This is a genomic window from Streptomyces sp. NPDC107546, from assembly GCF_055639175.1.
This window is the reverse complement of the sequence record NZ_JBVKBA010000002.1, coordinates 260798-284278: the sequence shown is the minus strand read 5'-3', so window position 1 is coordinate 284278 and position 23481 is coordinate 260798. Positions and strand designations below refer to the sequence as shown.

At 70.1% G+C, this 23481-nt stretch carries 21 protein-coding genes and 1 tRNA gene; 12 read left to right on the top strand and 10 right to left on the bottom strand.

The features are described from left to right. The first annotated feature begins 51 nt into the window (after positions 1-51). The 8 genes from ACZ7L1_RS03845 to ACZ7L1_RS03810 all read left to right on the top strand — a co-directional run bounded on the left by ACZ7L1_RS03845 (position 52) and on the right by ACZ7L1_RS03810 (position 7661). Positions 52-540, top strand: a complete 489-nt coding sequence (locus tag ACZ7L1_RS03845) for a PaaI family thioesterase (RefSeq protein ID WP_471433916.1) — start codon at positions 52-54, stop codon at positions 538-540. A gap of 64 nt (positions 541-604) precedes the next feature. Next, entirely contained in the window at positions 605-1027 is a 423-nt protein-coding gene (locus tag ACZ7L1_RS03840; protein ID WP_471433914.1) for a hypothetical protein, read from the top strand. Beyond that, entirely contained in the window at positions 1024-1632 is a 609-nt protein-coding gene (locus ACZ7L1_RS03835) for a Tat pathway signal sequence domain protein (protein ID WP_471433912.1), read from the top strand. Before ACZ7L1_RS03840 ends, ACZ7L1_RS03835 begins: the two co-directional genes overlap by 4 nt. A gap of 287 nt (positions 1633-1919) precedes the next feature. Beyond that, positions 1920-3152 carry a branched-chain amino acid ABC transporter substrate-binding protein gene (locus tag ACZ7L1_RS03830; protein ID WP_471433911.1) on the top strand — a complete coding sequence of 411 codons (1233 nt, stop codon included), beginning with the start codon at positions 1920-1922 and terminating at the stop codon, positions 3150-3152. 114 nt (positions 3153-3266) lie between these two features. After that, positions 3267-4199, top strand: a complete 933-nt coding sequence (locus ACZ7L1_RS03825) for a branched-chain amino acid ABC transporter permease (protein ID WP_471433909.1) — start codon at positions 3267-3269, stop codon at positions 4197-4199. Between the two features lie 5 nt (positions 4200-4204). Next, positions 4205-6031, top strand: coding sequence for a branched-chain amino acid ABC transporter permease (locus ACZ7L1_RS03820; RefSeq protein WP_471433907.1), 1827 nt, complete (start codon positions 4205-4207; stop codon positions 6029-6031). Positions 6032-6036: 5 nt separating this feature from the next. Continuing rightward, complete coding sequence (locus ACZ7L1_RS03815) at positions 6037-6948, top strand: ABC transporter ATP-binding protein (protein WP_471433906.1); 912 nt, start codon at positions 6037-6039, stop codon at positions 6946-6948. Further along, positions 6945-7661 (top strand): ABC transporter ATP-binding protein, encoded by a 717-nt coding sequence (locus ACZ7L1_RS03810; RefSeq protein WP_471433904.1) that lies wholly within the window; start codon positions 6945-6947, stop codon positions 7659-7661. The genes ACZ7L1_RS03815 and ACZ7L1_RS03810 overlap by 4 nt, the downstream gene beginning before the upstream one ends. An 85-nt stretch (positions 7662-7746) precedes the next feature. On the opposite strand, the gene ACZ7L1_RS03805 is transcribed toward ACZ7L1_RS03810, so the two are convergent. Beyond that, positions 7747-8397 (bottom strand): ANTAR domain-containing response regulator, encoded by a 651-nt coding sequence (locus ACZ7L1_RS03805; protein ID WP_388987780.1) that lies wholly within the window; start codon positions 8395-8397, stop codon positions 7747-7749. Positions 8398-8501: 104 nt separating this feature from the next. Between ACZ7L1_RS03805 and ACZ7L1_RS03800 the strand changes: the two genes are divergently transcribed. Further along, a tRNA-Leu gene (locus ACZ7L1_RS03800) sits at positions 8502-8574 on the top strand. A gap of 204 nt (positions 8575-8778) precedes the next feature. Here the strand turns inward: ACZ7L1_RS03800 and pyk are convergent. From pyk to ACZ7L1_RS03770, 6 genes are all read right to left on the bottom strand, one after another. Next, on the bottom strand, positions 8779-10215 hold the full coding sequence (pyk, locus tag ACZ7L1_RS03795; RefSeq protein ID WP_471433903.1) for a pyruvate kinase: 1437 nt from the start codon (positions 10213-10215) through the stop codon (positions 8779-8781). A 453-nt stretch (positions 10216-10668) separates the two neighbouring features. Then, positions 10669-12078 carry a lysine N(6)-hydroxylase/L-ornithine N(5)-oxygenase family protein gene (locus ACZ7L1_RS03790; RefSeq protein ID WP_471433901.1) on the bottom strand — a complete coding sequence of 470 codons (1410 nt, stop codon included), beginning with the start codon at positions 12076-12078 and terminating at the stop codon, positions 10669-10671. Further along, the gene (locus ACZ7L1_RS03785) at positions 12075-13466 is read right to left on the bottom strand and encodes a pyridoxal phosphate-dependent decarboxylase family protein (protein WP_471433899.1); all 1392 of its coding nucleotides are present in this window, start codon (positions 13464-13466) and stop codon (positions 12075-12077) included. The genes ACZ7L1_RS03790 and ACZ7L1_RS03785 overlap by 4 nt, the downstream gene beginning before the upstream one ends. Positions 13467-13674: 208 nt before the next feature. After that, positions 13675-16167, bottom strand: coding sequence for an aminopeptidase N (gene pepN / locus ACZ7L1_RS03780; protein WP_471433897.1), 2493 nt, complete (start codon positions 16165-16167; stop codon positions 13675-13677). A gap of 57 nt (positions 16168-16224) precedes the next feature. Further along, positions 16225-16782 carry a response regulator gene (locus ACZ7L1_RS03775; protein WP_471433896.1) on the bottom strand — a complete coding sequence of 186 codons (558 nt, stop codon included), beginning with the start codon at positions 16780-16782 and terminating at the stop codon, positions 16225-16227. Positions 16783-17139: 357 nt separating this feature from the next. Next, on the bottom strand, positions 17140-17490 hold the full coding sequence (locus tag ACZ7L1_RS03770; protein ID WP_471433894.1) for a chorismate mutase: 351 nt from the start codon (positions 17488-17490) through the stop codon (positions 17140-17142). 199 nt (positions 17491-17689) lie between these two features. Here ACZ7L1_RS03770 and ACZ7L1_RS03765 point away from each other — a divergent pair, with 199 nt between their 5' ends. After that, positions 17690-18586 carry a hypothetical protein gene (locus tag ACZ7L1_RS03765; protein ID WP_471433893.1) on the top strand — a complete coding sequence of 299 codons (897 nt, stop codon included), beginning with the start codon at positions 17690-17692 and terminating at the stop codon, positions 18584-18586. A 194-nt stretch (positions 18587-18780) separates the two neighbouring features. Then, a complete protein-coding gene (locus tag ACZ7L1_RS03760; protein ID WP_471433891.1) occupies positions 18781-19524 on the top strand; it encodes an ankyrin repeat domain-containing protein in 744 nt (247 codons plus the stop codon). A 57-nt stretch (positions 19525-19581) separates the two neighbouring features. On the opposite strand, the gene ACZ7L1_RS03755 is transcribed toward ACZ7L1_RS03760, so the two are convergent. Continuing rightward, a complete protein-coding gene (locus ACZ7L1_RS03755; RefSeq protein WP_471433888.1) occupies positions 19582-21021 on the bottom strand; it encodes an MFS transporter in 1440 nt (479 codons plus the stop codon). 134 nt (positions 21022-21155) lie between these two features. Between ACZ7L1_RS03755 and ACZ7L1_RS03750 the strand changes: the two genes are divergently transcribed. Continuing rightward, on the top strand, positions 21156-21668 hold the full coding sequence (locus ACZ7L1_RS03750) for a MarR family winged helix-turn-helix transcriptional regulator (RefSeq protein ID WP_471433887.1): 513 nt from the start codon (positions 21156-21158) through the stop codon (positions 21666-21668). A gap of 83 nt (positions 21669-21751) precedes the next feature. On the opposite strand, the gene ACZ7L1_RS03745 is transcribed toward ACZ7L1_RS03750, so the two are convergent. Together ACZ7L1_RS03745 and ACZ7L1_RS03740 are read right to left on the bottom strand one after the other, a co-directional pair. Next, a complete protein-coding gene (locus tag ACZ7L1_RS03745; protein WP_471433886.1) occupies positions 21752-22666 on the bottom strand; it encodes an SDR family oxidoreductase in 915 nt (304 codons plus the stop codon). Then, a complete protein-coding gene (locus ACZ7L1_RS03740) occupies positions 22663-23442 on the bottom strand; it encodes an SDR family oxidoreductase (RefSeq protein ID WP_471434223.1) in 780 nt (259 codons plus the stop codon). The genes ACZ7L1_RS03745 and ACZ7L1_RS03740 overlap by 4 nt, the downstream gene beginning before the upstream one ends. Between the last annotated feature and the right edge of the window lie 39 nt (positions 23443-23481).

The following is a 23481-nucleotide window of genomic DNA, read 5'->3' as shown; positions in this document are numbered from 1 at the left end:
TTTGCTCAGCCACAGTCGAGTGACCGATCACCACGAACGGAGCCGTGCCCCATGGGCGAGCAGCACACCGTGAAGTTCCCCCAGGAAGTCGTCGACGAGTACGCCGCGCTCGGCGTCGACCTGCCCGCCCTCTTCTCCGCCGGACACCTCGGCACGCGGATGGGCGTCCAGATCGTCGAGGCGTCCGCAGAGCGCGTCGTCGGCACCATGCCGGTGGAGGGCAACACCCAGCCGTACGGACTGCTCCACGGCGGCGCCTCCGCCGTCCTCGCCGAGACCCTCGGCTCGGTCGGCGCCATGCTGCACGGCGGCAGCTCCAAGATCGCCGTCGGTGTCGACCTGAACTGCACCCACCACCGCGGGGTGCGCTCGGGCCTGGTCACCGGCGTGGCCACCCCCGTCCACCGGGGGCGCTCCACGGCGACGTACGAAATCGTCATCAGCGACGAGAGCGGCAAGCGCGTGTGCACCGCCCGCCTCACCTGTCTGCTGCGCGATGTGCAGCCGGGCGACGAGGCGCACCTGCGCACGGCGGAATGAGCCGCGAAAGCCCGTGGCCCGCACGGCCGTTGCCCTCGGACACCCGGCGGCTTAGCGTCATGGCATGAGAACGGGAGGAGTCCTCCGGCCGGGGCCGACGGCGTGCGGGGTCTGGCTCGGACTGGCGCTGCTGACGAGCGCGGTGACCACCGGGTGCGGCGCCTCCGGTCAGAGCGACGCCAGGAGCGCGGGAGGGGTCGCCTCCCCCTCGACGTCGCCACGGGCCACGCCCGACGAGGAGTTGTGCGCGCGGGTCGTCGCCTACTGGTCGCGCAAGGTGCTGGATGCCCACACCTACGGTGACTACCAGTCGATGGGGCTCTCCAACGGTCAGTACGAGATCCTCCGGACGGTCGTGGACGCCGCGCGGGCGGAGAAGAGGCTCCAAGGCGCCGATGCCGCCAGCAAGCTGATCGACCGCCAGGCCCGCGAGGGTTGTGCCGCCTGGTATCGCACCGGCGGCCCGAGCAAGGGCCCGTGGGGTTGAGCGGCGTAGGCCCCCTCGAGCCGGGCGAGGGCACACAGGCGGGGGACGTGGATCCGGACGACGCCCCCGGTGTCCGCCGTGGACCTCTGGCCCGGCTGTCCGACCGGCACCGCCGTGCGGTCCTCACGGCCGCGACAGCCGCCGTCCTTCTCGCGGGCGGCGGCTATCTCTATGCGACCAGGCCCCACAAGCCACCGGCGCCGGCCCCGCCGTACCCCTCCCAGGTGGTCGACATCACCTATCTGCATACTGCGGCCACACCCCGGGGCGCACCCAGCGCGAGCTTCAGTTTCGAGGTCGCGCTGCGCGTGCAGTCCGGCCCACCGGTCACTGTGACTCGGATCACCCAGCCCTACGCCGGCCTGTCACTGGCCTCCGAGCCCGCCGTCCCTTTCCGGACAGCGGCGGGATCCAATCGCAAGATCACTATCACCATGCATGTGACGGACTGCGGGAAAGCGCCGGAGAACGCCGGACTGCCTTTCCTGGACGTAACTCTGCGTAATACGCGTGCAATAGAGGCTCACAGTTACATACCAGGGGCACGGTATGCGCACGACCTCTCGGAAGCCCTGCAAGTCGCCTGCAGCAACCGTTCGACGTAATCACCAAAACGACTGAGACGCCTGAACGTACCCCGGCACGTCCTGCGAGTTCTCACTATGCGGACTGGGCGAATCAGTCCGAATTCCGCTCTTCCGCCCACCCAGTACCGCTCTTCATTACCCGATGTCATAACAAGAGCGTCACAGCCTCGCTCAACCACTCCTTTACTTCCCCCACACCCGCTTAGAGTCACGGCCAGTCACCGCGCGGTCTGAATGTCAGTTCGGCCCAGCGCTCGACTCGGCCGCTTCCAGGGGGGAGGGCCGTGCCAGGGAAAGGACTGATCGTGCGTCAACGTTCGCTCATCGCCATCACCGCCGCGCTGGCGGCGGGAGCACTCACCCTCACCGCCTGCGGCTCGCGCGACAGCGGCGACAAGGGCTCGTCCGGCAGCGGTGGCGGCACCACCGTCACCATCGGAGTCGACGCCCCGCTGACCGGCGACCTGTCCGCACTGGGCCTGGGCATCAAGAACTCGGTGGACCTCGCGGTCAGGACCGCCAACAAGCAGAACTACGTCAAGGGCGTCACCTTCAAGATCGAGGCCCTCGACGACCAGGCGCAGCCCTCCTCGGGCCAGCAGAACGCCACCAAGCTCGTCGCCGACAACAGCGTCCTCGGCGTCGTCGGCCCGCTGAACTCCTCCGTCGCGCAGTCCATGCAGAAGGTCTTCGACGACGCCAAGCTGGTCGAGGTCTCCCCGGCCAACACCAACCCGGCCCTGACCCAGGGCACGAACTGGCAGACGTCTAAGTCGCGCACGTACAAGTCGTACTTCCGCACCGCGACCACAGACGCCATCCAGGGCCCGTTCGCCGCCCAGTACGTCTACAACGACGCGAAGAAGAAGAAGGTCTTCGTCATCGACGACAAGAAGACCTACGGCGCCGGCCTCGCCTCCACCTTCACCACCGAGTTCAAGAAGCTCGGCGGCCAGGTCGTCGGCACGGAGCACATCAACCCCGACACCAAGGACTTCTCCGCGGTCGCCACCAAGGTGAAGAACTCCGGTGCGGACGTCGTCTACTACGGCGGCGAGTACCCGCAGGCCGGTCCGCTCAGCAAGCAGATCAAGGACGCGGGCGCCAAGATCCCGCTCGTCGGCGGCGACGGCATCTACGACCCCACCTTCATCAAGCTCGCCGGCACCAACAGCACGGGCGACCTGGCCACCTCGGTCGGCGCCCCGGTCGAGCAGCTCCCCTCCGCCAAGGAGTTCGTGGCCAACTACAAGGCGGCGGGCTACAAGGAGGAGTACGCGGCCTACGGCGGCTACTCCTACGACTCGGCGTGGTCGATCATCGAGGCCGTGAAGAAGGTCGTCGACGACAACGGCGGCAAGCTGCCCTCCGACGCCCGCGCGAAGGTCACCGCCGCCATGCAGAACGTCTCCTTCGACGGTGTGACCGGCAAGGTCTCCTTCGACGAATACGGTGACACGACCAACAAGCAGCTCACCGTGTACGCCGTGAAGAACGGTGCCTGGGCGCCGGTCAAGTCCGGTACCTACACCGGCTGATCCACGCCCGCACCACTCCTAGAGCCGCGCGGGGCGCTGTTCCACTGGCGCCCCGCGCGGACTCGCATCCGGCCACATCCGTCGAACATTTCCGAACGTCTCGGAGGACATGCGGTGAACGAACTGCCGCAGCAGCTGGTCAACGGCCTGCTACTGGGATCCATGTACGGGCTGGTCGCCATCGGCTACACAATGGTCTACGGCATCGTCCAGCTCATCAACTTCGCCCACGGCGAAATCTTCATGACCGGCGCCTTCGGCGCCCTGACGGTCTACGCGTACGTGCTGCCCGACGGCACGTCCATGTGGATCGCCCTTCCGCTGATGCTCATCGGCGCCGTTCTGGTCGCCACGCTCGTCGCCGTGGGAGCGGAACGATTCGCCTACCGCCCCCTGCGCAACGCGCCGCGTCTGGCACCCCTCATCACCGCGATCGGCCTCTCCCTCGCCCTCCAGCAGGCGGTCTGGGCCTGGTACCCCGACGCCAAGTCCGCCCGCACCTTCCCGCAGATCGACGGAGGCCCCTTCCACATCGGCAGTGTCACTATTCAGACCGGTGACATCTTCCTGCTCGTCGCGGCCCCCATCAGCATGGCCATCCTCGCCTACTTCGTCATGAAGACCCGTACCGGACGCGGCATGCAGGCCACCGCCCAGGACCCCGACACCGCCAAGCTCATGGGCGTCGACACCGACCGCATCATCGTGATCGCCTTCGCCCTCGGCGCCACCTTCGCCGCGGTCGGAGGAGTCGCCTACGGCCTCAAGTACGGCCAGATCGACTTCAAGATGGGCTTCCTCCTCGGCCTCAAGGCCTTCACCGCGGCCGTCCTCGGTGGCATCGGCAATATCTACGGCGCCATGATCGGCGGCGTCGTCCTCGGCATCGCCGAAACCCTCGCCGCCGCCTACATCGCCGACCTCCCCGGCATGGAGAAATTCGGCAGCCAGTCCTGGGCAGACGTCTGGGCCTTCGTACTCCTCATCCTCGTGCTCCTGTTCCGGCCCCAGGGCCTGCTCGGCGAGCGCGTCGCGGACAGGGCGTGACACCGATGACCACACAGACCACCGCACCTGAAACCCCGGGCACCCCCACCGCGGGCACCACCTCGGGCCTCATCGGCATCCCGCCGCACATCGGCCGCGCTCTCGCCACCGCCGGCGGCGCCCTCACCGTCGTCTCCACCTTCCTGTCCTGGACGTGGACCGACGCCTTCCCCGGCGACCTCACCATCTACGGCTACCCCGGCGGACTGCAGATCCTCGTCCTCATCGGCGGCGCCCTCACCACCCTCTTCGGCCTCGCCTCCTACGGCGTCAAGGGCCTCACCTGGCTCGTACCCGCCGGCGCCGAAGCGGCCATCAAATTCGCCGCCCTCACCGCCTTCGCCACCGCCTGGTACACCGTCCTCTCGATCAGCATCGAACTCGGCGGCCTCGTCAACCTCGAACCCGGCGGCTTCATCGTGGCCGTCACCAGCCTCGCCGCCCTACTCGGCGCCCTCGCCCTGCCCTTCGAACGGCCCCAACCCGACCCGATCGACCCCGACGACACCTCCTGGGAACACTTCAAGCACAAGGCCGCCCACCAGTGGGAAACGGTCAAGGCCGCCTTCGCCTCCGGCACGGCCCGCCCCGTGGGCAAACTGCCCGCCTACGCCGAGATTCTCATCATCGTCGCTGTCCTCGCCCTGGGCCTGACCGTCTTCACCTACGGCATCGGCACCCAGTACGACGAACTCTTCGTCGGCTTCCTCATCACCGCCGGCTTCGGCTTCGCCGCACTCAACAAGGCCGGTCTCATCAACCAGGCCTCCCAGATCACCGCACGCCACCAGTCCATCACCACCTGCGGCGCCTTCATCGCGGCGGCCCTGTTCCCCTTCACCCAGACCGACGACCAGTACGCGACCCTCGGCGTCTACATCCTGATCTTCGCCACCGTCGCCCTCGGCCTGAACATCGTCGTCGGCCTCGCCGGCCTGCTCGACCTCGGATACGTCGCCTTCCTCGGCGTCGGCGCCTACGCCGCGTCCCTGGTCTCCGGCTCCCCCAGCTCACCGTTCCACGTGCACTTCCCCTTCTGGGCCGCCGTCATCATCGGCGCCATAGCCTCGCTCGTCTTCGGCGTCCTCATCGGCGCCCCCACCCTGCGACTGCGCGGCGACTACCTCGCCATCGTCACCCTCGGCTTCGGTGAGATCTTCCGCATCACCGCCAACAACCTGGACGGCACCTCCGGACCGTCCCTCACCAACGGCTCCAACGGCATCTCCTCGATCCCGAACCTCGACGTCCTCGGGTTCGACTTCGGCGCCCAGCACAGCATCGCCGGATTCACCATCGGCCGCTTCGCCAACTACTTCTTCCTGATGCTCCTCATCACCGCGGTGGTCGTCCTCGTCTTCCGACGCAGTGGCAACTCCCGCATCGGACGCGCCTGGGTCGCCATCCGCGAAGACGAGACCGCCGCCCTCGCCATGGGCATCAACGGCTTCCGCGTCAAACTCATCGCCTTCGCCGTCGGCGCCTGCCTCGCCGGCCTCGCCGGCACCGTCCAGGCCCACGTCACCTACACCGTCACACCCGAGCAGTACCTCTTCGCCGGCCCCATCCCGCCCAACTCCGCCTTCCTGCTCGCCGCAGTCGTCCTCGGCGGCATGGGCACCATCAGCGGCCCCCTCATCGGCGCCGCACTCCTCTTCCTCATCCCCAACAAGCTCCAGTTCCTCGGCGACTACCAGCTCTTCGCCTTCGGTGTCGCACTCATCCTGCTGATGCGCTTCCGTCCGGAAGGCCTCATCCCGAACCGGCGCCGACAGCTCGAATTCCACGAAGAGGCGGAAGCGCCCACAGTCCTCAGCAAGACAGGGGCCTGAACACGATGACCACCGACACCACCACCACGGACCCCACCCCGGGAGCCACCACCCCCGGCCAGACCGTACTCGACGCACGCGGCGTCACCATGCGCTTCGGCGGCCTCACCGCCGTACGAGGCGTCGACCTGACCGTGAACAGCGGCGAGATCGTCGGCCTCATCGGCCCCAACGGCGCCGGCAAAACCACCTTCTTCAACTGCCTGACCGGCCTCTACGTCCCCACCGAAGGCGAAGTCCGCTACAAGGGCAACGTCCTGCCGCCCAAATCCTTCAAGGTCACCGCCGCAGGCATCGCCCGCACGTTCCAGAACATCCGCCTGTTCGCCAACATGACGGTCCTGGAAAACGTCCTCGTCGGACGCCACACCCGCACCAAAGAAGGCTTCTGGTCCGCCGTCCTGCGCGGCCCCGGCTTCCACAAGGCCGAAACAGCCTCCCGCGAACGCGCCATGGAACTCCTCGAGTTCGTCGGCCTCGCAGACAAGGCCGAACACCTCGCCCGCAACCTCCCCTACGGCGAACAGCGCAAGCTCGAAATCGCACGAGCACTCGCCAGCGAGCCCGGCCTGCTGCTGCTGGACGAACCGACCGCCGGCATGAACCCGCAGGAAACCCGCACCACCGAGGAACTGGTCTTCGCCATCCGCGACAAAGGCATCGCCATCCTCGTCATCGAGCACGACATGCGGTTCATCTTCAACCTCTGCGACCGCGTCGCCGTCCTCGTCCAGGGCGAAAAACTCATCGAAGGCGACAGCGCCACCGTCCAGGGAGACGAACGCGTCATCGCCGCCTACCTCGGTGAACCCTTCGAAAACGCCCCCGGCGAGGAAGAGATCGCCGAAGTCGAAGCCGCCGAAGCAGCAGCCGAGACCACGACGGACGCCGCGCCCGGCAAGGAGAACGACCGATGACCGCACTGCTCGAAGTCGAAGACCTCCGAGTCGCCTACGGCAAGATCGAAGCCGTCAAGGGCATCTCCTTCAAGGTCGACGCCGGCCAGGTCGTCACCCTCATCGGCACCAACGGCGCCGGCAAGACCACCACCCTGCGCACCCTGTCGGGCCTGTTGAAGCCCGTCGGCGGACAGATCAAATTCAACGGCAAATCACTGAAGAAGACCCCCGCCCACCAGGTGGTCTCCCTGGGCCTCGCCCACTCCCCCGAGGGCCGGCACATCTTCCCCCGCATGACCATCGAGGACAACCTCCGCCTCGGAGCGTTCCTGCGCACCGACAAGCCAGGCATCGAAAAGGACATCCAGCGCGCCTACGACCTCTTCCCCATCCTCGGAGAACGCAGGAAGCAGGCCGCAGGCACCCTGTCCGGCGGCGAACAGCAGATGCTGGCCATGGGCCGCGCACTGATGTCCCAGCCCAAGCTGCTCATGCTCGACGAACCCTCCATGGGCCTCTCCCCGATCATGATGCAGAAGATCATGGCGACGATCGCCGAGCTGAAGTCCCAGGGCACCACCATCCTGCTCGTCGAGCAGAACGCCCAGGCCGCACTGTCCCTGGCCGACCAGGGCCACGTCATGGAGGTCGGCAACATCGTCCTCTCGGGCACGGGCCAGGACCTGCTGCACGACGAGTCGGTACGCAAGGCGTACCTCGGCGAGGACTGAAGCACGTTTCCGGCCACACGCCGAACGACGAGGCCCGCGCCCCGTGCCACGGGGTGCGGGCCTCTCCGCTGCACCGGCGGGGATGTCAGCCCTTGGCGGCCTTCTTCTCCTCCGCGTCCTGAATGACAGCCTCGGCGACCTGCTGCATGGACATACGACGGTCCATCGACGTCTTCTGAATCCACCGGAACGCGGCCGGCTCCGTCAGCCCGTACTCCGTCTGCAGGATCGACTTCGCCCGGTCCACCAGCTTCCGGGTCTCCAGGCGCTGCGAGAGGTCCGCGACCTCCTTCTCCAGCTCCTTCAACTCCGTGAACCGCGAGACAGCCATCTCGATGGCCGGAACGACATCACTCTTGCTGAACGGCTTCACCAAGTACGCCATCGCACCCGCGTCCCGCGCCCGCTCCACCAGATCACGCTGCGAGAACGCCGTCAGCATCAGCACCGGGGCGATACGCTCCTCGGCGATCTTCTCCGCCGCCGAGATGCCATCGAGCTTCGGCATCTTCACATCGAGAATCACCAGGTCGGGCTTGTGCTCACGGGCCAGCTCAACGGCCTGCTCGCCATCGCCGGCCTCACCGACGACGGTGTAGCCCTCCTCCTCGAGCATCTCTTTGAGATCGAGCCGGATGAGCGCCTCGTCCTCGGCGATGACGACACGGGTCGTCAGCGGAGGCACGTGCGACTTGTCGTCGTCGGCAACGGGCTGGGGCGACTCGGGGGCGGTCACTCGGGCTCCTCGTTCCAGGGCAGGCAGGTACTGCTGACAAGAGCCTACCTAGCTGCGGTAAGGTGGGGCACGGCGGGTGACCGCCAACCTTCGTTTTACAGGAAGCCCCGGTAGCCCAGCGGCAGAGGCACGGTGCTCAAACCACCGACAGCGTGGGTTCGAATCCCACCCGGGGCACTTTTCCTTTGGTTCCAAGGCGCAGCCTAAAAAGCGGATGTTCTCATTCTCGTGAGCATCCGCTTTTCGCTGCGTGTCGAGACGTCCAGTCGCACAGAGTGCCCCAATCGCTCAACCAAAGCCGCGCCGCCGTGACCGTCTCCATCGCCCGCAACGCCTCCGTCGCCCTCCTCGACGCCCACGTAGGCCCCAGGCACTGACCCCCTATTTCGGGCTGTCGTCCTCGCCGATGTGGTGTACCCGGACCATGTTCGTCGAGCCCGACACCCCGGGCGGCGAGCCCGCCGTGATCACCACCACGTCCCCCTTCTGACAGCGGCCGTACTTCAGCAGCAGTTCGTCGACCTGGTCGACCATCGCGTCCGTGGAGTCCACGTGCGGGCCCAGGAACGTCTCCACGCCCCAGGTGAGGTTGAGCTGCGAGCGCGTCGCCGGCTCGGGGGTGAAGGCGAGGAGGGGGATCGGGGAGCGGTAGCGGGAGAGGCGGCGGGCGGTGTCGCCGGACTGGGTGAAGGCGACGAGGAATTCGGCGCCGAGGAAGTCGCCGATCTCCGCTGCCGCGCGGGCGACGGCGCCGCCCTGGGTGCGGGGTTTGTTGGTGTCGGTCAGGGGCGGGAGGCCCTTGGCGAGGAGGTCTTCCTCGGCGGCCTCGACGATGCGGGCCATGGTCTTGACCGTTTCGATGGGGTAGTTGCCGACGCTGGTCTCGCCGGAGAGCATGACGGCGTCCGTGCCGTCGATGACGGCGTTCGCGACGTCGCTCGCCTCCGCCCTGGTCGGGCGGGAGTTCTCGATCATCGAGTCGAGCATCTGGGTGGCGACGATGACCGGTTTGGCATTGCGCTTCGCCAGCTTGATGGCGCGCTTTTGCACGATCGGGACCTGTTCGAGTGGCATTTCGACGCCGAGGTCGCCGCGGGCGACCATGATGCCGTCGAAGGCGGCGACGATGTCGTCGATGTTCTCGACCGCCTGCGGTTTCTCGACCTTGGCGATGACGGGGAGGCGGCGGCTTTCTTCGTCCATGATGCGGTGGACGTCCTTGATGTCCCGGCCGCTGCGCACGAATGAGAGTGCGATGACGTCGAAGCCTGTGCGCAGGGCCCAGCGGAGGTCGTCTTCGTCTTTTTTGGAGAGTGCGGGGACGGAGACGGCGACTCCGGGCAGGTTCAGTCCCTTGTGGTCGGAGATCATGCCGCCTTCGACGACGGTGGTGTGGACGCGGGGGCCGTCGACGGCGGTGACCTGGAGGCAGACTTTGCCGTCGTCGACGAGGATGCATTCGCCGGGGATGACGTCGGTGGCGAGGCCGGCGTAGGTGGTTCCGCAGGTCTGGCGGTCTCCCTCGACGCCTTCTTCGACGGTGATGGTGAAGGTGTCTCCGCGTTCAAGGAGTACGGGGCCTTCGGTGAAGCGGCCGAGTCGGATCTTCGGGCCCTGAAGGTCGGCGAGGATTCCGACACTGCGGCCGGTTTCGTCGGCGGCCTTTCGTACGCGTTGGTAGCGCTCCTCGTGTTCGGCGTAGGTGCCGTGGCTGAGGTTGAAGCGGGCGACGTCCATTCCGGCTTCGACCAGTGCCTTGATCTGGTCGTACGAGTGGGTGGCGGGGCCCAGAGTGCAGACGATCTTTGCTCGGCGCATGGTGCGAGCCTATGACTTACCGGCCGGTAGAGAATTCGTTGTGCGTGACTACTCAACAACCTTTGGGTGAAGCCTTGTTGCCAAGTGTTGAATTGTGCGGTGTTCCGCTCCGATGAGCATCCGAGAGAAATTGCGGCGGCATATTCACTGGCGCCGGGGCCCCGGCCGAGGGGGACGGGACCGCCGGGGGCTGCTCCGCATGCCGCCGAGGTCATTGCATTCCGCCGTGGTGACGTATGTCAATCAGGTGGTCGGCAAGGCGACGCAGACGCTATCGACATCGCGCAGCCGGCTGGTTCGCGGATCAGGAATCCGTTGAAGGACTTCGCGTCGGTGGACTGGCGGCTGACGCGGGACGGCACGCCCGTCTTCTAGAGCCTGTGAGGCTTGAGCAGGGCAGGTGGGCGGCGTCGGCGCGGGGTTTTGTGTCGGCGCCGCCCACTTGTCGGTCTTCTAGCGTTCGTCGACGAGCGGGGTGAGGATCTGGGGCCGTCGGCTGGGCGGGATCCGGTCGGGCTGCTGGAGTCCGAAGGTGGTGAAGGCCGTCCGGCGGGGCAGGGGGTAGGGCTCTTTGCCGGTGAGGGAGTTGAGGATGGTGGCGCTGCGCCAGGCGGCGAGGCCGAGGTCGGGGCTGCCGACGCCGTGGGTGTGGAGTTCGGCGTTCTGGACGTAGAGGTGTCCGGTGACGGTGGGGTCGAGGATCATGCGGAAGTGGTCGTCGATGCGGGGGCGGCCGCGTGCGTCGCGGTGGAGGTAGGGGTCGAGTCCGGCGAGGAGGCGGCCGAGGGGGCGTTCGCGGTAGCCGGTGGCGAGGACGACGGCGTCGGTGGTGAGGCGGGAGCGGGTGTCCTGCTGGACGTGTTCCAGGTGGAGTTCGATTCGGGTGGTGCCGACGCGGCCGGCGGTTCGGACGCGGACTGCGGGGGTGAGGACGGTGTCGGGCCAGCCGCCGTGCAGGGTGCGGCGGTAGAGCTCGTCGTGGATGGCGGCGATGGTGTCGGCGTCGATGCCCTTGTGGAGTTGCCACTGGGCGGAGACGAGGCGGTCGCGTACGGGTTCGGAGAGGGCGTGGAAGTAGCGGGTGTAGTCGGGGGTGAAGTGTTCGAGGCCGAGCTTGGAGTACTCCATGGGGGCGAAGGCTTCGGTGCGGCCGATCCAGTGGATCCTCTCGCGGCCGGCGGGGCGGTGGCGCAGCAGGTCGAGGAAGACTTCGGCGCCTGACTGGCCGGAGCCGATGACGGTGATGTGGTCGGCGGCGAGGATCGTGTCGCGGTGCTGGAGGTAGTCGGCGGCGTGGATGACGGGTGGGCCGGGGGCTTTGACGAGGGGTTCGAGGGGTTCGGGCACGTGGGGTTCGGTGCCGACGCCGAGGACGATGTTGCGGGCGTGGGTGCGGCCGAGGGCTTGGGCTTGGCCGGTTGCGTCGAGTTGGGTGTAGTCGACCTCGAAGACGTCCGTGTCGGGGTTCCAGCGGACGGCGTCGATCTGGTGGCCGAAGTGGAGTCCGGGGAGGTTGCCGGCGACCCAGCGGCAGTAGGCGTCGTATTCGACGCGCTGGATGTGGAAGCGTTCGGCGAAGTAGAAGGGGAAGAGGCGGTCGCGGGTCTTGAGGTAGTTGAGGAAGGACCAGCGGCTGGCCGGGTCGGCGAGGGTCACCAGGTCGGCGAGGAAGGGGACTTGGAGGGTGGCGCCGTCGATGAGGAGACCGGGGTGCCAGTCGAAACCGGGGCGTTGTTCGTAGAAGGCGGTGTCGAGTTCGGCGAGGGGGTGGGCGAGGGCGGCGAGGGAGAGGTTGAACGGGCCGATGCCGATGCCGACGAGGTCGCGGGGTGCGTCGGGTTCGTGGTGGGTCGGGGTGGTCATCGGGGCGTGCTTCCTTCCACCAGGTTCAGGAGTGCGGCCAGGTCGCCGGGCCGGGTGTGGGGGTTGAGGAGGGTGGCTTTGAGCCACAGGCGGCCGTCGAGGCGGGCGCGGCCGAGGACGGCGCGGCCGTCGTTGAGGAGGGTGCGGCGGACGGCGGCGACGGTGTCGTCGCAGGCTCCGGTGGGTCGGAACAGGACGGTGCTGATGGTGGGCGCTGCGTGCAGTTCGAAGGCGGGGTGGGCGGCCAGGAGGTCGGCGAACTCCTGTGCGCGGGCGCAGACCTCGTCGACGAGGGTGCCGAGTCCGGTGCGGCCGAGCGTCTTGAGGGTGACGGCGATCTTGAGGATGTCGGGGCGCCGGGTGGTGCGCAGGGAGCGTCCGAGGAGGTCGGGTAGGCCGGCGTCGGTGTCGTCGTCGGCGTTGAGGTAGTCGGCGCGGTGGTGCAGGGCGCGCAGGTCGTGGGGGTCGCGGACGGCGAGGATGCCTGCGGCGACCGGTTGCCAGCCGAGTTTGTGCAGGTCGAGGGTGACGGTGTGGGCGCGCTCCAGGCCGGTGAGGAGGGCGCGGTGGCGGTCGCTGAAGAGGAGTCCGCCTCCGTAGGCGGCGTCGATGTGGAGGCGGGCGCCGTGGGTGGCGCACAGGTCGGCCAGGGCGGGCAGGGGATCGATGAGGCCGGCGTCGGTGGTGCCGGCGGTGGCGGCTACCAGGACGGATCCGCCGGGGCCGGTCAGGTCGGTGAGGGCGGCGTGGAGGGCGGCGGGGTCGAGGGTGCCGCGCGGGGTGGGCAGGACGACGGGTTGCGGCAGTGCGAGGAGCCAGGCGGCGCGGGTGAGGGAGTGGTGGGCGTTGGCGCCGCAGACGAGGCGGACGGCGCCGTGGGCTTCGCGGGCGAGGAGGAAGGCGAGCTGGTTGGCTTCGGTGCCGCCGGTGGTGACGAGGGCGGCGGCGGTTTTCGCCTCGGGGGCGCCTGTGTCGGCGTAGACCTCTTGGGCGAGCGCGTGGGTGACGAGCGCTTCGAGTTCGGAGGCGGCCGGGGCCTGGTCCCAGGAGTCGAGGGAGGGGTTGAGGGACGAGGCGGCGAGGTCGGCGGCGGTGGCGACGGCCAGGGGCGGGCAGTGCAGGTGGGCGGCGCACAGCGGGTCGGCGGGGTCGGCGGCGCCCTCGGCGAGGGTGCGCACCAGGGCTCGTACGGCCTCCGGGTCGCCCTTGTCCGGCAGGACGTCGCCGACGGCGTCGCGTACCCGGGCGGCGACCGCGGTGGGGCCGCCGGCGGGCAGGGGGCCGCCGCGCGCTCGTGCGCCCTCCTGCAGGGCGTCGAGGACGGTGGCGAGCAACGGCCGCAGGGCGCTCGGTCCGTCGGGTCCTGAGGCGAGGGGCGGCAAGCTCATGGGATGTCCTCCCGGGGCGCGCGGCAAGGGTAGTCAAGCCTGGCGGCAAGGGGGTTCGACACGCCCGAAGAGGACAACGATCAGACCTGAAAGCAGGTACTGGCCCGGTGAGGAGAGGAACGGGAAACGGTGGCGGGGGCGGCGCGCGCGGCGCGCGGTCGGCGCCCGGTGGTGAGCCGGGCGCCGGTCGGTGGGGAGGCCGGCCCCCTTACGCCTCGCGGATGCGCAGCGCCCGGGCCAGGTCGTCGAGTTCGTCGACGAGCCTGCGGCGCAGGGCCGGGGTGGGGTCCGCTTCGCGCAGGCACTGTTCGCCCCGGCGGAGGGTGTCCTCGCTCACGGCGTGGCGGGGGAACGCCCAGCGGCCGGCGGCGGTGGCGATGGCGGGGCCGCGGCGGGCGGCGACGGCGGGCGCGTCGGTCCAGTAGCGGTCGACGTACTCCTCGACGAGGTCGGCCTGCTCGGGCTGCCAGAAGCCCTGGGCTGTGGCGGTGAACAGGTAGTTGGACAGATCGGCCTGGTCGTCGGTGGTGAACATCGCCTCCCAGGCGCGCCGCTTGGCCTCCTCATCGGGCAGGGCGGCGCGGCAGCGGGCGGCGCCTTCCTGGCCGGTGGCGCTGGGGTCGCGGGCGAGTTCGTCGGCGATCATGGCCTCGTCGACGGCGCCGAGAACGGCGAGGCGGCCGAGGATGCGCCAGCGCAGTTCGGGGTCGAGTTCGGGTCCGCCGGGCACGGTTCCGTCGGCGAGCCAGGCGGCGATGGTGTCGGGGTGGGCGGCGGCGTCGATGAAGTGGCGCACCGCGATCAGGCGCAGCCCGGGGTTGTCGCCGTCCTCGGTGCGGCGGATGAGGTCGCGGCACAGTTTGGTGAGGGTGGCGAGGGCGCCGGGGCGGGCGGCCGGGGACAGGTAGCGGTCGGCGATGTGGCCGGAGGCGAACGCGAGGACGCCGTCGACGAGGGCCAGGTCGGTCTCGTGCGGGAGGTGGGTGCGGGCGGTCTCCAGGTAGGTGGTGGCGGGCAGTCGGCCGTCGCGGACGGCGTCGCGCAGGGCGTTCCACACGACGGCGCGGCTGAGCGGCTGGGGCAGCCCGGCGAGGGCGTTTTGGACGGCTTCGAAGGACTCGGGGTCGAAGCGGACCTTGGCGTAGGTGAGGTCGCCGTCGTTGAGCAGGAGCAGGTCGGGTCGCTTGCCGAGGGGCTGGGGCGCTGCCTGCGGAATGTCGAGGTCGAGGCGTTCGCGCAGGGCGAGGGCGCCGTCGTCGGCGATGTGGTGGTCGTAGAGGCCGACGCTGATGCGGTGCGGGCGGCTGCCGTCGTGGTCGACGGCGAGCGCGTAGGTGCCGTCGTCGGCCTGGGTGAGGTGCGGGGTGAGGGTGTCGACGCCGGTGGTGCGCAGCCAGGCGTCGGCCCAGGCGTGTACGTCGCGGTCGGTCGCGCTGGCGAGGGAGTCGATGAAGTCGGCGAGGGCGGCGTTTGCGAAGCGGTGTCGGGCGAAGTGGGTGTTGATGCCGGCGAGGAAGTCCTTCTCACCGAGCCAGGCCACCAGCTGCCGCAGCGCGGAGGCGCCCTTGGCGTAGGAGATGCCGTCGAAGTTGAGGAGTGCGGAGGCGGTGTCGTCGACCGCTTCGGGGGCGACGGGGTGGGTGGAGGGCCGCTGGTCGGCGTCGTACCCCCAGGCCTTGCGGGCGACGCCGAAGTCGGTCCAGGTGTCGGTGAAGCGGGTGGCTTCGGTGAGTGTCTGGTAGCCCATGTACTCGGCGAAGGACTCGTTGAGCCAGATGTCGTCCCACCAGCGCAGGGTGACGAGGTCGCCGAACCACATGTGGGCCATCTCGTGGGCGATGACCATGGCGCGGGTCTGGCGCTGGGTGTCGGTGACGGCGGAGCGGTAGACGAACTCGTCGCGGAAGGTGACGAGGCCGGGGTTCTCCATGGCTCCGGCGTTGAACTCGGGGACGAACGCCTGGTCGTAGGAGTCGAAGGGGTAGGGCTCGTCGAACTTCTCGTGGTAGCGGTCGAAGCACTGGCGGGTGATCTCGAACAGTTCGTCCGCGTCGGCGTCGAGGTGGGGGGCGAGGGAGCGGCGGCAGTGGATGCCGAAGGGCAGCCCGCGGTGTTCGGTGGTGACGGAGTGCCAGGGTCCGGCGGCGACGGCGACCAGGTAGGTGGAGATGAGGGGGGTGGTGGCGGCGCGCCACAGGCCGTGGCCGTCGTGGGTGGTGATGCCGTTGGCGAGGACGTTCCAGCCCTCGGGTGCCTTGACGGTCAGGTCGAAGACGGCCTTGAGGTCGGGCTGGTCGAAGGCGGCGAAGACACGCTGGACGTCGTCCAGGAACAGTTGGGTGTAGACGTAGGTCTCGCCGTCGGTGGGGTCGGTGAAGCGGTGCATGCCCTCCCCGGTGCGGGAGTAGCGCATGACGCCCTCGATGCGCAGTTCGTGCTCGCCGGCGGTGAGGTCCTTCAGCGGCAGTCGGTTCTCGACGAGGGTGGCGGGGTCGAGGGGCTGTCCGTCCAGGGTCGCGGAGCGCAGCTCGGCGGGCTTGAGTTCGACGAAGGTGTCCCCGGCCGTGCGGGCGGTGAAGCGGATGACGGTACGGGAGTCGAAGGTCTCGTCGCCGCCGGTCAGGTCGAGGGAGATCGCGTAGCGATGGACGTCGAGGAGCCGGGCACGGGTCTGCGCTTCGTCGCGCGTGAGTACGGACATGGGGGACATGCTGCCCGATGCCGCCGAGCGGGCACAGGGAGCGGTCCGGTACACGCCCTATGTCCGTCCGTCGTCGCGTGCGCTGGTGGGTGCGCGGGGCGGCTCGGTGGCGTGGTCGTCGCGCTGGCCCGGGAGGCGGGGCTCCGGGTGCGGCAGGGCGCGTGCCGGGGGCGCGGCGCCTCCCTTGAGCCGGGCGCGCAGGGCGCGGACCTCCTGCTCCAGCGTCCGGGAGCGCTGGTGGGCGTTGTAGAGGTAGCGGACCTTGGTGCGCAGGGTCCAGGGGTCGACGGGCTTGGTCACGAGGTCGGCGACACCGAGCGCGAAGGCGGCGGAGGTGAGTTCGGCGTCGATGCCGAAGCCGGTGAGCAGGATGACGGGGATGTGCTGGGTCTGCTCGACCCGCCGCATGTAGCGCACGACGTCGAGACCGCTGACCTTGGGCATGCGCACGTCGAGGAGCAGGAGGCCGACCTGGCCGCGCAGCACTTCCTTGAGTGCGGCGTCTCCGTTGGTCGCGCGGGTCACGCGGTAGCCCAGGGGGGCGAGGGCGCTTTCCAGCGCGTAGAGCGTGTCCACATGGTCGTCGACGATGAGAATCCTGGCATCAGACGGCATGGCCCGAGGTCCCCTCGCTTGGGCAACCAGCTTATGCCGGAACCCTCTTACCGCGCGCACCTTTGACCGGACAAAGAGCCTTTCGGCCGATTGGGAAGGCGTACGTGCGTACGGCGGGCGTTCGATCGATCGATCGCATGTACGCCGGTCGGTGCGGGGTGGCCGCCCGGATGGCCGGCTGCCTGCCGGGCGTCCCCGCGGCGGTCCCCCTGCGAATCCGCACCGTCGGTCAGTCGGCGGCCCTCCCGGCCGGCCCGGCCCGTGCGCTCTGGCGCGGCACGTGCGGCGAGGTGCGGAAGGCGCGGGCCGAGTGCGGCGCGGGAGGTGCGCCGCAGGAGGCGTGGCCGGCCGCGGATGTCACTCCGCGGGGGCGTCCGCCGCCGACGTGGCGTCCTCGGCGATGCTCTCGTGGTGGCGGATGACCTCCGCGATGATGAAGTTGAGCAGCTTTTCGGCGAACGCGGGATCGAGTTTCGCGTTCTCCGCCAGACGGCGCAGCCGGGCGATCTGAGCGGCCTCCCGGGCCGGATCGGCGGGCGGCAGCTGGTGCGCGGCCTTGAGGTGGCCGACCTGCTGGGTGCACTTGAAGCGCTCGGCGAGCATGTGGACGACGGCGGCGTCGATGTTGTCGATGCTGTCGCGCAGCCGGGCCAATTCGGCGCGCACGGCCGGGTCGACGTCTCCGGTGGTGCTGTGGCGGGTGGTCATGGCCGACCACCCTACGGGGAGCGCCGCTTCTCGATCCTCTGCGTCCGAAGTGCGGATCGCTCACCTGCGTGCGCCCCGCGCACGACCGCCCGCCCAGGGCGCACCACCCCGGTGGCGCGGGCGCCACTCGTACGCTCCGCCACCGACCGCGAGCCCGCCTACAGTGGAAGCACAGCCGGCGTCTTCAGGGGGTGCGGACGTGGCGAACGGCGGACCGGTCGAGCACGGCTATCCACATCTGGACACGGTGCGGGCGGCCATCACCGCCCTGTACAAGCGGCTCTCGTACGACACCGTCCGCACCTTCGCGACCAGTGTGCTCCCTGCCGACGTGGCCTTCTGCGACCAGGACGACCTGCACCTGGGGGCGCAGCGGGTGGCACGCGAGCTGGTGCGGCACTACCGCCTGCCGGACGCCCGGATGATCGTCAGCTTCCGTGAGATGACGCACGCGGCCAACGTCGAACTCGCCGCGGGTCCTGAGTACTTCGTGGAGCTCAACGACCGGTTCCGCACCCATCGCCGGGACATCGGCGCGGCCCTCGCGCACGAGGTGATGCACGTGTATCTGCACCGCCTCGGCCTGTCCTTCCCCGGCACGCGGGACAACGAGATCCTCACCGACACGGCGGCGACGTATCTGGGCGCGGGCTGGCTGCTGCTGGACGCCTTCCGCGAGGACGGGGTGTCGTCGCAGAAGCTCGGCTATCTCACCCCGGAGGAGTTCGGCTACGTGCTCGCCAAGCGGGCGCTGCTGTTCGGGGAGGACCCCGCGGTCTGGTTCACCAGCCCGCAGGGCTACAGGGCGTACATGAGGGGCATGGCGCTGGCCCGCCGCGACGAGCAGCAGCCGCCGCTGACGGCGGCCGGCTGGGCGGGCCGCCGCCGCTACGCCAGGGACCGCCGCTCGGCCCAGGACCACCTGGCCGTCGGCCCGCACCCGGGCGTCCCGTACTCCTTCACCCCGGCCGGCCACGGCCCGCTGCGCGTCTGCTTCCCCTGCCCGACCTGCCACCAGCGGATCCGGGTGCCGGTACGGGGGCGGGTGCGGGCGCGCTGCGGGCTGTGCCGCACCGTGCTGGAGTGCGACACGTGAGGTGCGGCCGTCGCCCGGAGCGACGGGAGTGCGACAGATGAGTGCGGCGATCCCCCGGAGCGATGGGAGCGCGACACACGAGTGCGGCCGTCGCCCGGAGCGGCCTGTGAGGCGGCTTGGAGGCAGAGCAGAGGTGGCACAGAACACCTCATATGTCTTTGCGCCCACGGCCCTCTCGGAGCGAGGGTCGAGTCATGAACACGCACGAGCCGCCGGGGCTGTTCGCGGCGGTGTACGCAGGGGACGAGGACGCGGTCCTCCGGCTGCTGCGCACGGGTACGAGCCCCGAGTCGACGGATGAGGAGGGCCAGACGGCCCTGTATCTGGCGGCGGTGAGCGACGCGCCGGGCGTCGCTCGGCTGCTGCTGGCGGCCGGCGCCGACCCCGACCGTCTCAGCGCGGGCGCCGACGCTCCCCTGTGTGGCGCCGCCTGCGGGGGCCACACGGAGGTCGTACGGGCGTTGCTGGCGGCCGGCGCCGATCCGGATCTGGAGGAGGGATACGGGTTCCGGGCGCTGACATGGGCGGTGCAGCGTGGCCATGCCGAGGTCGTCCGGCAGCTGCTTGCGGCCGGCGCGAACCCGGACCTGCCCGGCCCCGCCGGGGAACCTCCGCTGGTGGCCGCCGCCCGCCGCGGCTCCCCCGCCTGCGTGAGGGCCCTGCTGGACCATGGCGCCCGGGCACGGCGGGAAGCGCTCGCCGAGGCGCGGCGATGGCTGGCACTGGACGTCGCGGCCGAGCTCCGGGCGGGCCTGGAGGCGGCATACGGCCCGGAGAACGAGTACGTCACGCGCCGCTGGGAGCAGGAGCCGGGCACGGTGACCGTCGAGGTCGCCCTGGTGCGCGACGGCCGGCCGGCGGCGGGGAACGACCAGCAGACGGGACACCGCCTGATCGTGGACCTGTTGCAGACGTGGCCCGGCGCCCTCACCGGGTGAGGCGCGCAAGCGGGGGCGCGGGCCTGGTGGCCCACACCCCCAAAGCTCCTGTGACGCTCACTCCTCAGGCGCGGCCACCGCCCGCCGGGGCAGTGCCGTGCACAGCGCCGCGCACAGCACGAACACACCCGTCACCCACGGCATCGCTCCGGTCAGCGCCCGCGTCGGACCGTGCGAGATCTGCTCGAAGAACACGGTGCCGATCACGGCCGCCCCGAGCGCCCCGCCGAACTGCTGGGCCGTGGAGAAGATCCCGGACGCGGCGCCCGCGAGATCGCCGGGGACGGCGGACAGCACGACGTTGACGAGGGGTACGACCAGCAGTCCCAGCCCGGCGCCGGCGAGCACCAGGCCCGGTACCAGCGGCCACGCTCCGGTGTGCGTGGCGGGCGCCCCGTGCGCCGCCGCCCACACCAACCCGAACCCGCCGGCCATGAGCACCGCGCCCGCCGCCAGCACCAGCCGCCCGAAGCGCACCGCCAGCCCGTCGGCCATCGGCGCGGTCAGGAAGCTGCCGGCCGAGAACGCCACCGTCACCACACCCGCCTGCATCGGGGTGTAGTCCTCGCCGCCCTGCAGCCAGATCGCGAAGATCAGAAAGAAGCCCTGCATGCCCACGGAGAAGAGGAGCTGGACGAGGAAACCGACGGAGAACGCCGGCAGCCGGAACGCCCGCACCGGCAACAGTGGCACCGTGTCCCCACCGCGCCGTTCGGCCTCGAGGACGCCGAGTCCGACGACCGCGGCGACGCCGGCGGCGAGGCAGACCCAGCCCCACAGCGGCCAGCCGTTCACGCGTCCCTGGACAAGCGGCAGCACGATCGCCACCAGGCCCCCGGCCAGGACCAGGCTGCCGAAGACGTCGGGACGCCCGGCCGACCTCTCCTTCGTCGAGGGCACGAGCACCAGCCCGGCCACGAACGTGGCGAGGGCGACGGGGACGTTCACCAGGAACACCGACCGCCAGCCCCAGCCGAACAGATCGGCGTCCGTGAGCAGCCCGCCCAGCAGCAGTCCGATCGCGGAGGCGAACCCGGCGACGGCCCCGTACATCCCGAAGGCGGCGCCCCGTTCCCGGCCCTGGAACAGCGTCCGGAACGAGCCGAGCACCTGTGGCAGCAGCACCGCGGCCATGACGCCCTGCACGGCCCGGGCCGCGATCAGCTGACCCGGCGACTGGGCGATTCCGCAGCCCAGGCCGGCCAGCCCGAAGCCGGCGGTGCCGAGGAGGAAGAGGCGACGGCGACCGAACCGGTCACCGAGGTGCCCGGAGACGATGAGCGTGGCCGCGAAGCCCAGCAGGTAGGCGGAGACCAGCCACTGCAGGGCGTTCTGCGCGGCATGCAGATCACGGCCGATGGACGGGATGGCGACGTTCACGATCGTCCCGTCGAGCAGGTCCATCAGGGCCGCCACCATCATCACGGCGGCAGCGGCCCAGCGGCGCGGATGGGGCTCCGCCACCGGTGCTGAGGTGGCGGCGAGGGTTGAGGTCATGGTGACTCCCGGCGACGACGGCCGCTTGCACGGCCCGGATTTATTTCGTTCGACCTAACGAAAGACTTGCACCGAGGGGGCGCCCGACGCAAGTCCTTAGTTCGCCCAAACGAAATATTCGCTAGCCTGGTGCCATGACCAGCGGTGAGACGGATGGCACGACCGAGGGCGCGGCAGCGGTCGTGGTGGACGACGAGCGACGGGCCAGGGCGCTGGAGCAGCTCATGGCCGTGGGGCGGCAGCACAGCGCCGTCACGGTGATGTTCCATTCGGCGATCGCCGCGAAGCAGGGCCTGAACGCCACGGAGGAGAAGACCCTGGACTTCCTTGAGCGGCGCGGCCCGCTCACCGCGAAGGACCTCGCCGAGCTGACCGGTCTGGCTCCCGCGTCCGTCACGGGACTCGTCGACCGCCTTGAGTCGAAGGGGTTCGTGCACAGGGTCAAGCACCCGACGGACAAGCGGCGTGTGCTCGTGGAGCTGAACCGGCGAAAGCTCGGCGAGTTCGCCGTGTTCTTCGAGGAGTGGGCGCGGGACATCGTCGATGCGTGCGAAGAGTTCAGCGCGCAGGAGCTGGAGACCGTCATCCGGTTCCTGGCAGTGATGTCCGAGCGGCAGAGCAAGTTCGTGGCCCGCCTGTCCGAATAGGACGCACGGACCCTCGCCGTCGGCTCCCGGCCCGGCATCCGGCTGTCGGCCCCTGCCTGGATTCCGGCCCCGGGCTCCCGGCTTCAGTCGGCCCCGGCTCCGTACACGGCCCCCGGCGCCTCGGCCTCCGCCAGGAGTTTCAGCGCCGTCCGCCCCGCCTCGGCTGGGCTCCACCGCGCGCCCTTGTCCACTGTCGGACCCCGCCGCCAGCCCTCCATGACGCTGATCCGGCCGCCCTCCACTTCGAAGACCCGGCCGGTGACGCCGGCACTCACGGCGGATCCCAGCCAGACCACCAGGGGCGACACGTTCTCCGGGGCCATCGCGTCGAAGCCGGTGACGGGTGCCGCCATCGCCCCGGCGAACGTCCGCTCGGTCATCCGGGTACGCGCGGCGGGCGCGATGGCGTTGACCTGCACTCCGTAGCGTCCGAGTTCCGCCGCCGCGACCAGCGTCAGGGCGACGATGCCGGCCTTGGCCGCGCTGTAGTTCCCCTGCCCCACCGAGCCCAGCAGCCCGGCGCCGCTGCTGGTGTTGACGACCCGGGCGCAGGGGGTGCGCCCCGCTTTCGCCTCGGCACGCCAGTGCGCCGCCGCGTGTTTCAGCGGCAGGAAGTGCCCCTTGAGGTGGACGCGCACGACCGCGTCCCATTCGTCCTCGTCGAGATTGACCAGCATCCGGTCGCGCAGGAAACCGGCGTTGTTGACGAGGGTGTCCAGTCGCCCGTGCGCACGCAGGGCGGCCGCCACCAGGGACGCGGCCCCTGCGCTCGTCGCGATGTCACCGCCGTGCGCGACCGCTTCGCCACCGGCCGCGCGGATCTCCTCGACGACCCGCCCTGCCGGACTCTCGGCACCGGGTGTGCCGTCGAGGCCGACTCCGAGGTCGTTGACGACGACCCTCGCGCCCTCGGCGGCGAACGCGAGGGCATGGGCGCGTCCGAGACCACGGCCCGCGCCGGTGACGATCACTACACGGCCGTCGGCGATACCGGTCACGGCATGTCACCTGTTCCTGCTCCCGGAGCGCCCTTGCCGCCGTTGCCGGCCTTGTTGACGGTCGCCGCGTCCAGGAACGCCGGGCGCTCCCCTCCCCCGTGGACGAGGAGGCTCGCGCCGGTGATGTACGCGGCGGCGTCCGAGGCGAGGAAGACGGCGGCCTCGCCGATGTCAAAGGGCTCGGCGAGCCGGCCGAGCGGGACGGTGTGGGAGACGGCCTCGATGCCGTCCCCGTCGCCGTAGTGGAGGCAGGACAGTTCGGTGCGGACCATCCCGACGACCAGCGTGTTGACCCGCACCTCGGGCGCCCACTCCACAGCCATGGAGCGGGCGAGGCTCTCCAGCCCGGCCTTGGCCGCCCCGTAGGCCGCGCTGCCCGGCGAGGGGCGGCCGCCGCTCACACTGCCGATCATCACGATCGCTCCCCGGACACGCCGGAGATGCTCGTACGCGGCGAGGGAGACGGTCAGGGGTGCGACGAGGTTGAGTTCGACGACCCGGGCGTGCCGTTCGGGCCCGACGCCGGCAAGGAGCCGGTAGGGGGTGCCACCCGCGTTGTTGACCAGCACGTCGACACGGGGAAGTGCGGCGAAGAAGTCGCGTACCGCGTCCGGGTCGCGCACGTCGAGCGGGACGAACTCGGTGCCGGGCAGGTCTGCTTCGGGCGGCCGGCGGGCGCAGACGACGACCTGCGCGCCGGCCGCGACGAACGCCCGGGCGATACCGGCCCCCACGCCTCGGGTGCCGCCGGTGACGACGGCCGTACGACCGCGCAGGTTTTCCACAGGCCCTCCCACCGGCTCGCGGCGACTGCT

What these genes read in the sequence shown, in the direction of transcription:
- pyk (WP_471433903.1), bottom strand. Translation starts at nt 10,215, where the DNA reads ATGCGCCGAGCAAAGATCGTCTGCACTCTGGGCCCCGCCACCCACTCG.
- ACZ7L1_RS03750 (WP_471433887.1), top strand. Translation starts at nt 21,156, where the DNA reads ATGACCAGCGGTGAGACGGATGGCACGACCGAGGGCGCGGCAGCGGTC.
- ACZ7L1_RS03785 (WP_471433899.1), bottom strand. Translation starts at nt 13,466, where the DNA reads ATGAGCTTGCCGCCCCTCGCCTCAGGACCCGACGGACCGAGCGCCCTG.
- ACZ7L1_RS03845 (WP_471433916.1), top strand. Translation starts at nt 52, where the DNA reads ATGGGCGAGCAGCACACCGTGAAGTTCCCCCAGGAAGTCGTCGACGAG.
- ACZ7L1_RS03810 (WP_471433904.1), top strand. Translation starts at nt 6,945, where the DNA reads ATGACCGCACTGCTCGAAGTCGAAGACCTCCGAGTCGCCTACGGCAAG.
- ACZ7L1_RS03760 (WP_471433891.1), top strand. Translation starts at nt 18,781, where the DNA reads ATGAACACGCACGAGCCGCCGGGGCTGTTCGCGGCGGTGTACGCAGGG.
- ACZ7L1_RS03840 (WP_471433914.1), top strand. Translation starts at nt 605, where the DNA reads ATGAGAACGGGAGGAGTCCTCCGGCCGGGGCCGACGGCGTGCGGGGTC.
- ACZ7L1_RS03820 (WP_471433907.1), top strand. Translation starts at nt 4,205, where the DNA reads ATGACCACACAGACCACCGCACCTGAAACCCCGGGCACCCCCACCGCG.
- ACZ7L1_RS03815 (WP_471433906.1), top strand. Translation starts at nt 6,037, where the DNA reads ATGACCACCGACACCACCACCACGGACCCCACCCCGGGAGCCACCACC.
- ACZ7L1_RS03770 (WP_471433894.1), bottom strand. Translation starts at nt 17,490, where the DNA reads ATGACCACCCGCCACAGCACCACCGGAGACGTCGACCCGGCCGTGCGC.
- ACZ7L1_RS03755 (WP_471433888.1), bottom strand. Translation starts at nt 21,021, where the DNA reads ATGACCTCAACCCTCGCCGCCACCTCAGCACCGGTGGCGGAGCCCCAT.
- ACZ7L1_RS03790 (WP_471433901.1), bottom strand. Translation starts at nt 12,078, where the DNA reads ATGACCACCCCGACCCACCACGAACCCGACGCACCCCGCGACCTCGTC.
- ACZ7L1_RS03775 (WP_471433896.1), bottom strand. Translation starts at nt 16,782, where the DNA reads ATGCCGTCTGATGCCAGGATTCTCATCGTCGACGACCATGTGGACACG.
- pepN (WP_471433897.1), bottom strand. Translation starts at nt 16,167, where the DNA reads ATGTCCGTACTCACGCGCGACGAAGCGCAGACCCGTGCCCGGCTCCTC.